The following is an 8102-nucleotide window of genomic DNA, read 5'->3' as shown; positions in this document are numbered from 1 at the left end:
TAAAAATGGGGTTAAATGGCCTGACTCCGGTAGAGTACCGAAATCAGGCATTGTTAGCCGGTTAATAAAGTGTCCAACTTTATGGGGTCACTTCACTGAGGCATAACAGGCCTCAGCGGGATTTTTTTATTTAAGAGGCTTAGAAGTCTACAAATGCACCAATGAAAAGACCTTTTGGCTCAACCTTTCCGTTAGATTTAAAGTCTTCCTTGATCGTTCTGTAACCTAGCTCTAGTCCGGCAAAGACCAGTGGTTGGAATTTAACTTTGAAGGTCGTGTCGGTAATATCTGCATCACTATTGCCACCTGTTTTCACTTCGGCTCCAACTGATAAAACAGTGCCTGGGATGTCTAAGAAAGCAGACGCATATAGTAATGGGTAAGTGCCACCGATGTCTGAGTTATCATGATCGATTTTTCTGAACGTTGCACCTACATCCAAATGTACTAATGTTAACCCATCCAAAAGCTCGTAATAGAGAGTGTAGTCATTAAAAGGGAGGTCGTAAGAATTTCCGCTCTCAGTGCTTTCCAATGATTGGTGTTGTAAGCGAAGGTTTGGGATAAGTGGGATAGGGTGCTCTAGAGCGATGCCGAAGTATGAGTTAAAATCATCACCATCATTGATAAGGTAAGATCCAGCTTCAGCAGTAACACCAAGAACGTCAGCGTTTGCCGTACTTGCTAATAAAGCAGTTGATAAGATTAGGGCCGATTTCTTCATGAGTATTGTCCATAGATCGAAAGGATAAATTTAGGCTAATTATAGGAGGAAGAAAGCCAAAATCCAATGAAATAAGGAAAAGATATGAGGAATTGTGGAGAATATTTACAGAGATGGCTGGGGTAGAAGGATTCGAACCTACGCATGACGGGATCAAAACCCGTTGCCTTACCGCTTGGCTATACCCCAATAAAAAAGTGCTTTTACTGGTGGCTATGACTAGATTCGAACTAGTGACCCCATCATTATGAGTGATGTGCTCTAACCAACTGAGCTACATAGCCTTAATTGTATTGTCTATTACTAATGGTAAATCGATGGCTGGGGTAGAAGGATTCGAACCTACGCATGACGGGATCAAAACCCGTTGCCTTACCGCTTGGCTATACCCCAATTTATCGAATTACTGGTGGCTATGACTAGATTCGAACTAGTGACCCCATCATTATGAGTGATGTGCTCTAACCAACTGAGCTACATAGCCGTTTGTCTGTTGGCTGGGGTAGAAGGATTCGAACCTACGCATGACGGGATCAAAACCCGTTGCCTTACCGCTTGGCTATACCCCAACAGACTGACACAAAAACAGTTCACATGAATTGATCTACTGCCTCTGTGGCGCGATATTATTCATATAACCTGTTAATGGGTCAAGTGTTTTTCTAAAAATGTTTCATTATTCGTTATACGTTAAAACGGAAGTGCATGACATCGCCATCTTTCACGATGTAATCTTTGCCCTCAAGACGCCATTTTCCAGCTTCTTTGGCACCGCTTTCGCCTTTATATTGGATGAAATCGTTGTAACTGATGACTTCAGCACGAATAAAGCCTTTTTCAAAGTCTGTGTGGATCACACCAGCGGCCTGTGGGCCTGTTGCGCCTTGTTTGACTGTCCAGGCACGTACTTCCTTTACGCCTGCTGTGAAGTAGGTCTGAAGGCCTAGCAATTCATAGCCTGCACGGATGACTCGATCTAAGCCTGGCTCTTCCATTCCCATCTCATCAAGGAACTCTTGCATCTCTTCTGCATCTAGTTCAGAAATTTCTGCTTCAAGCTGGTTGCAGATAGGAACCACCATAGCGCCTTCGGCTTCTGCGATTTCACGTACTTGGTCAAGATATGGATTATTTTCAAAACCGTCTTCAGCCACGTTGGCAATGTACATAGTTGGTTTGGTCGTTAGCAGGTGCAAAGAGCGGACTTCTTTTTTCTGCTCGTCTGACAATGTCATAGAACGAACTGGCAAGCCGTCTTCTAGGTGTGCTTTGATGCTTTCTAGAAACGCTTTATGGGCTATGGCTTCTTTGTTACCGCTTTTGGCATTTTTTGCTGTGCGGAAAAGTTGTTTGTCGATGGACTCGATATCCGCAAAGATTAGCTCAAGGTTGATAACTTCGATGTCTAGTTTTGGGTTAACGTGATTTGAAACGTGAATAACGTTTTCGTCTTCAAAGCAACGAACAACATGAGCAATCGCATCCGTTTCACGAATGTTGGCAAGAAATTTATTGCCAAGACCTTCGCCTTTTGATGCGCCTTCTACTAAGCCTGCAATATCAACGAATTCCATTGTTGTTGCTAGAACTCGTTCAGGTTTAACTATTTCGGCCAATGCATCCAAGCGCGGATCTGGCATAGCAACAACACCTGCGTTTGGCTCGATCGTACAGAATGGAAAGTTTTCTGCGCCAATACCGGCTTTAGTTAATGCATTAAATAGAGTTGATTTACCAACGTTAGGTAGCCCAACGATGCCGCAATTAAAACCCATAGTGAGATTCCTAATAATTAAGTGGTTATGCTTTGAAGCTGTGTAGCTGATTCATCACGGCGTTAAGGTTGCCGCGGACGATGTCATCAACATAGCGCAGTGATTCGTCGATTGTTTGTTCTATTTTTGTGTAATCGTCTGGAGCGGCTTTCTTAAGAACGTAATTAGCGACTTGGCTGGCGTGACCAGGGTGCCCAATACCAATTCTTAGGCGGCCAAATTCTCGATTATTTGCCAGCTTTGAAATAATGTCTTTTAACCCGTTGTGACCACCATGCCCACCGCCTTGCTTTAGTTTGACGGTACCTGGGGGAATATCTAATTCATCGTGAATAACAAGGATTTCTTCAGGAGGGATTTTATAAAACTGGCACACGGCCTGAACCGCTTTACCGCTTAAATTCATATAGGTGGTGGGAATAAGGAGATAGCACTCTTCACCAGCTATATAAACTTTGCCAAATTGGCCAAAAAACTTTTTCTCAGAACGAAGAGGGCATTGGCTCTGACGAGCCAATGCCTCAATCCACTGAGCGCCTGCATTGTGGCGAGTGTTCTCGTATTCGCTACCTGGATTTCCCAAGCCTACTAATAATTTGAAACCTGCCACAATACTGCCTTCAATTAGATCTTAACGTTTAGACTTACCGATACGAGCGATAGGTTGGTCGTGATCTTCGCCTTTAAGCAAAGATACAAGCTCTACGCCTTCAGGAAGGATAACATCAGACAAGTGGAAGATCTGGTCAAGTTGACCTTTGATCACGTCTACTGTTAGTGCTTCAGGTAGGTTCGCTGGCAAGCAACGAACTTCAGCCAATTTAGACTCAACAGTCAAACGACCACCTTGCTTACTAACACCTTCACTTTGAGCAGCGTTGATGAAGTTTAAAGGAACGCGAGTTGTGATTGGCTTATCAGCTTGTGCGCGCTGAAGGTCCATGTGCATAACGTCGCCAGTAGATGGGTGGCGTTGTAGTGCTTTAACAAGAACTTGCTCAGTTTTGCCTTCTACAGATACTTCAACTAGACCAGTTAAGAAACCTGGAGTGCCAACAGCTTTAAGTAGCTCGTTGTTTTTGAAAGAGATAGATACTGGAGCAGCTTCACCGCCATAAATAACAGCTGGCACTAGGCCTTCGTTACGAAGGCGGCGGCTCGCACCTTTACCTTCTTGAGTACGTGCTACGGCATTAATAGATAATGACATGGTATTTTCCTAATAATTAATAAAGTTTGTGCCCAGAAATGCGACCCGTTCCGAGCGTTAGTGTTTGGTTTAGGCCCCAAACATGGCACTGATAGACTCTTCGTTGCATACGCGACGAACAGCCTCCGCCATAATGTCAGACATCGACAATTGGCGTATTTGAGGGCAATTAAGCGCCTCTTGTGTCAATGGGATGGTATCAGTCACGACCAACTCATCAAGCACGGAATTTTTAATGTTTTCAATGGCTTTGCCAGACAGTACAGGGTGAGTACAGTAAGCAAGCACTTTTGCGGCGCCATGTTCTTTTAAGGCTTTTGCCGCTGCGCACAATGTGCCGCCGGTGTCACACATGTCATCTACTAAGACGCATGTTTTTCCTTCTACGTCACCAATCAAATGCATGATCTGGGCTTCGTTAGCACGAGGGCGACGCTTATCGATAATAGCCAAGTCGGCATCATCAAGTAATTTTGCAAAAGCACGAGCACGAACCACACCGCCCACATCAGGAGAAACAACCGTGATGTTCTCATGGCCTTGACGTTGTAGGTCGTCTAGCAATAACGGTGTTGCATAAACGTTATCAACCGGGATGTCGAAGAATCCCTGAATTTGGTCTGCATGAAGGTCAACCGTTAAGACGCGGTTAATGCCTACTGCTGAAATCATATCTGCAACGACTTTTGCGGTAATAGGTACGCGAGCAGAGCGCACTCGGCGGTCTTGTCGAGCGTAGCCAAAATATGGAATAACCGCTGTCACTCGTGTAGCAGATGCACGACGCAGCGCATCTGCCATGACAATGAGTTCCATTAAATTGTCGTTACTTGGTGCACAGGTGGATTGGATAATAAAAACGTCTTTACCACGAACATTTTCATTGATCTCGACCGTAATCTCTCCGTCGCTAAATTTACCTACGGTTGCGTTTCCGATAGGTAGCCCTAGGCGGCGTACCACCCTGCGAGCGAGTTCAGGGTTTGCATTACCGGTAAAAACCATCAACTTGGACACTGTGTATACCTTTGTATTTTGTAGCGATGACTATTTATTAGCCAATAAAAGACTGGCTGAGGAGTGCTGTTTCAGATGCACTAACCTCTATTTTGCTCAATCCACTGGTTTAACGCGGTGTGCGTCGGAGATGTATTACAACCGCGGCAAACCCAACTCTGCCATTTTGTCGGTGTAGACGATCTCACTCGTTCAGCGTCGTGCAAATTATCAAATGCTAAAAAGAGGCAAGCCCCTGTTCCCGTTAGCTTTGCGTCGCCATGATTTTTCAACCATAAATAGGCTTCTTCGACCTCGGGATTGTGCGCTATTACCACGTTTAAGCAATCATTATGCCCACCCAGCTTCAAGGCGTGCGATATTCTGATGGGAGGGGTGTCTCTTGTCAAATATTTATCGGTAAAAATTTGACCAGTTGAGACGTGACAGTTGGGCTTGATAAGCAAAAAATAGGGGGTATCCAGCTCGACTTGTTGTAGCTTTTCACCGACGCCTTCTGCAAAGGCGGCAAACCCCATTATGAAAACTGGGATGTCTGCGCCTAACTGCACGCCTAATTCAGCCAGTTTTTCCAAAGAAAGGTGGCATTCCCACAATACGTTTAGAGCAAGTAAAGTCGTTGCTGCATTTGAGCTGCCACCACCGATTCCACCACCCATAGGTAATTGTTTTGTTAGGATTATATCGATCCCGAAAGAGGAGTCTTTCTTAAACGGGGTAAGCAATTTTGCCGCTTTGTAAATAAGGTTATCTTCGGTAGGCAGCTGTTCAATAATAGGGGTAATTGTGATCCGATTATTGCGTGTGAGTGCAAAGTCTAGGGTGTCACATAAATCGATAAACTGAAACAAAGTTTGCAGTTCATGGTAGCCGTCTTCTCGTCGGCCAGTAATGTGTAAAAATAAATTTAATTTTGCAGGAGAAGGTAATTGCATCTTAGTTACTGAATAGTCCATTGGTTAATAATTAAATTCACTCTAAATGGCGGGTTCGATACCTGCATTTTTTGCGGTAGTGATAGACCTTCGACTTCGGTGAAATTGCTATAAGTTATTTTCCATCCGTCTTGCTCGATGGTGTTAGGCAATTGGCTTTCAGGGTCTTTCGTTATTTTTGAGGCTGAATTTGGATAGGCAAGCCCTCTCATCCAATAAGTTACTTGCTCGACAGGAAATGCCCAACCCAGCTCTTGCTGCAATAAAATAGCCGGATTATTACCCGTAACAACTTTGTCTTCGTATTCAAGAGTCACGACACCGTTGCTCGCCTGGTTCATATATGTGGCGCCTTGGCCAAAGGGGCCTACGATGCTTAAGGCGAATGTGTTTGGGTCTTTTTGCCAGTTGAAGTTTCCTGACACTGCGTCATTTTGTGTTCTAATGCCGACTCTGCCCGAGGTTTCCCATTTTGAAATGGCATCTACGCTTTCTGGTGGTGGCGTTATGGGGCCTGTTGGTCTAGAACTACAGGCACTAATGATGGCAGTTAAGGCTAGAATACTGAGTACACGATAATTCATGATGATGAGTCCTGTTTGTGTTCTTCAAGTAACGACGGTGACAGTCGTTCAATGGTATCTATTAAAAGTGGTGTATCAGGTGATGTTTCTAAGGCGCTTTTCCAAATAGAGATCGCTTCTTCGTAATGGCGTTGTTTCCATAGAGATTCACCGTAGTGAGCGCCTATCTCCGCATCGGGTAAAATAGACCAAGCTTTCTTTAAATAGTAAGACGATTGCTCGAACTCCCCCTTTAAAAAGAATCCCCAGCCTAAACTATCAATAATGGCTGGGTCATTGTCTGCTTTTTCGTAAGCGGCTTCTATGTATGCCATTGCTTCATCAATTCGTGAGGTCCGAATGAGTAAGGTGTAACCTAATGCATTTAGATATTGTGGATTGTCAGCGTCTTTTTGTAATAAGGTTTTAAGCTCTGTTTCGGTTACTTTCCAGTTACCAAGCGTTTCTGCGAGTAATGCTTTTCGATAACGCAACGAGTCAGATTCAGGAAACTTGTCTAAAGCGGTACTGACTAGTTCAAAGGAAAGCTCCGGATGGCCTTTTTCTTCGTGCAGTAGACTGATTGTCGTTATTTGTTCAGGGATATTTTCGCGCGGTGTTCTAGTTAGCACCATGTTGTTGATGCTGTTCTCCATCCCGTCTTCATAAAACCAAAGGGCCAACTGATTGGTGGCATTCGAGCGTAGGGCGCCTTCAACATTTTTCATGGCTTTTATGGCTTGGTCTTTTTTATCCAGTTGGAAAAAAGCCAGCGCAGTTAAATACTGTATTTGATCAGAAAGTCCCAGCTGTTTTTGTGGCAGGCTATTGGCTATATTTAAGGCTAGCTCTGCTTGATCATGCTCTAAAAGAGAGCGCATCAAATTGATGCCTACTTGGAGCTTCTCAGGGGTCTCTAAGTTAGCATTTAGATAAATGTCTGTTCCTTGTTGGGCTTGTTTATTTTCAACAAGAAAATCAATCAAGGGAGTGAGTATTCTTGTGTTTTTAGGATAGTGAGTTAGAGCTGAATTCAGTGTTTTGATCGCGTCATCGAGTAGTCCAAGGTTTTTCTGACTGAAGGCTAAAATAAGATAGAGAGATTCGCTTTTGTCTGAAGACGGTTTTTCTAAAAGCTTTTTCGAGGTAGTGATGGCGAGTTGATACTCTCCTGAGAGTAATAACAAATGAGCGTAGCTTAACTGAATGTATTGATTGGCTTTTCGCTCTGGAGGTAAGGCTGAGATGGCTTCCTCTATAGTGGAAACTTGTTCATTTTCTCGAATGTTTTCTTCTAGATAAATGGGCAAGAAACGCACAGAGACATTATGTCTCATGGCGTTTGTTAGCAAGGTAGTGACTTCTTCTGTGCGATTGCCTTGTATTAGAACTTGCAGCTTTAGTGCGTAGGCGGCTTCTGCAGTAGAGTCGACAGAAAGCCATAAGTTAGAGCTTCTTTCTATCAGCATAGGATTTTGAGAAGCAACGGCAATCTGTGTGAGCCTTTTTATAAGAGCGAGATCCTTTGATTTGTTCGCTAACTCATAAAATGATTCAAAGGCTTTGTTAGGGCCTTCTCTTTGTAGCATAAATTCGGCGTTCAGAAGGGATTCGATGTCATCGTTGCTTGCTTTAATGACGAGGGATCGTTCTTCAGGCGTTAGTGATTCAATGTCTTCCGATATCGTATTATGACTGCACGCACTGAGAAGAGTGACGCTAAGCGTAGCCACTAGGGTTAGTAGCCCTTTTTTATAAGGCGTATGTTGTACTTTTTGTGTCAGCCTAAAAACAGCAGGCATATTTTTTCTCGATGCTAAATTCATATAGCCCTTATGGTATCGTTAGCGGATCGTTATGTCAGTCATAACTATAAAC

8 protein-coding genes and 5 tRNA genes are annotated in these 8102 nt (G+C 43.8%); all 13 read right to left on the bottom strand.

Features of this window, described 5'->3' with window-relative positions:
* Window positions 1-139: 139 nt before the first annotated feature.
* The 13 genes from DFP75_RS18035 to DFP75_RS17975 all read right to left on the bottom strand — a co-directional run bounded on the left by DFP75_RS18035 (window position 140) and on the right by DFP75_RS17975 (window position 8050).
* The gene (locus tag DFP75_RS18035; RefSeq protein ID WP_110577434.1) at window positions 140-724 is read right to left on the bottom strand and encodes a TIGR04219 family outer membrane beta-barrel protein; all 585 of its coding nucleotides are present in this window, start codon (window positions 722-724) and stop codon (window positions 140-142) included.
* A gap of 114 nt (window positions 725-838) precedes the next feature.
* A tRNA-Gln gene (locus DFP75_RS18030) sits at window positions 839-913 on the bottom strand.
* A gap of 18 nt (window positions 914-931) precedes the next feature.
* Window positions 932-1008, bottom strand: a tRNA-Met gene (locus tag DFP75_RS18025).
* A gap of 34 nt (window positions 1009-1042) precedes the next feature.
* Window positions 1043-1117, bottom strand: a tRNA-Gln gene (locus DFP75_RS18020).
* Window positions 1118-1131: 14 nt separating this feature from the next.
* Window positions 1132-1208, bottom strand: a tRNA-Met gene (locus tag DFP75_RS18015).
* Between the two features lie 10 nt (window positions 1209-1218).
* Window positions 1219-1293: transfer RNA gene (locus DFP75_RS18010), tRNA-Gln, on the bottom strand.
* Window positions 1294-1407: 114 nt separating this feature from the next.
* A complete protein-coding gene (gene ychF / locus DFP75_RS18005) occupies window positions 1408-2499 on the bottom strand; it encodes a redox-regulated ATPase YchF (protein ID WP_110577433.1) in 1092 nt (363 codons plus the stop codon).
* Window positions 2500-2524: 25 nt separating this feature from the next.
* Complete coding sequence (pth, locus tag DFP75_RS18000; RefSeq protein ID WP_110577432.1) at window positions 2525-3109, bottom strand: aminoacyl-tRNA hydrolase; 585 nt, start codon at window positions 3107-3109, stop codon at window positions 2525-2527.
* A gap of 21 nt (window positions 3110-3130) precedes the next feature.
* Entirely contained in the window at window positions 3131-3709 is a 579-nt protein-coding gene (locus DFP75_RS17995; protein ID WP_110577431.1) for a 50S ribosomal protein L25/general stress protein Ctc, read from the bottom strand.
* Window positions 3710-3778: 69 nt separating this feature from the next.
* Window positions 3779-4726, bottom strand: a complete 948-nt coding sequence (locus DFP75_RS17990; RefSeq protein WP_110577430.1) for a ribose-phosphate diphosphokinase — start codon at window positions 4724-4726, stop codon at window positions 3779-3781.
* Between the two features lie 80 nt (window positions 4727-4806).
* Window positions 4807-5661 carry a 4-(cytidine 5'-diphospho)-2-C-methyl-D-erythritol kinase gene (ispE, locus tag DFP75_RS17985; protein WP_425451249.1) on the bottom strand — a complete coding sequence of 285 codons (855 nt, stop codon included), beginning with the start codon at window positions 5659-5661 and terminating at the stop codon, window positions 4807-4809.
* Window positions 5662-5666: 5 nt separating this feature from the next.
* The gene (lolB, locus tag DFP75_RS17980; protein WP_110577428.1) at window positions 5667-6245 is read right to left on the bottom strand and encodes a lipoprotein insertase outer membrane protein LolB; all 579 of its coding nucleotides are present in this window, start codon (window positions 6243-6245) and stop codon (window positions 5667-5669) included.
* Window positions 6242-8050 (bottom strand): tetratricopeptide repeat protein, encoded by a 1809-nt coding sequence (locus DFP75_RS17975; RefSeq protein WP_110577427.1) that lies wholly within the window; start codon window positions 8048-8050, stop codon window positions 6242-6244. Before DFP75_RS17975 ends, lolB begins: the two co-directional genes overlap by 4 nt.
* Window positions 8051-8102: the final 52 nt, after the last annotated feature.

Source organism: Marinomonas alcarazii, from assembly GCF_003208215.1.
GTDB classification, from domain to species: Bacteria; Pseudomonadota; Gammaproteobacteria; order Pseudomonadales; family Marinomonadaceae; genus Marinomonas; species Marinomonas alcarazii.
This window is presented reverse-complemented; position numbering and strand designations above follow the sequence as displayed.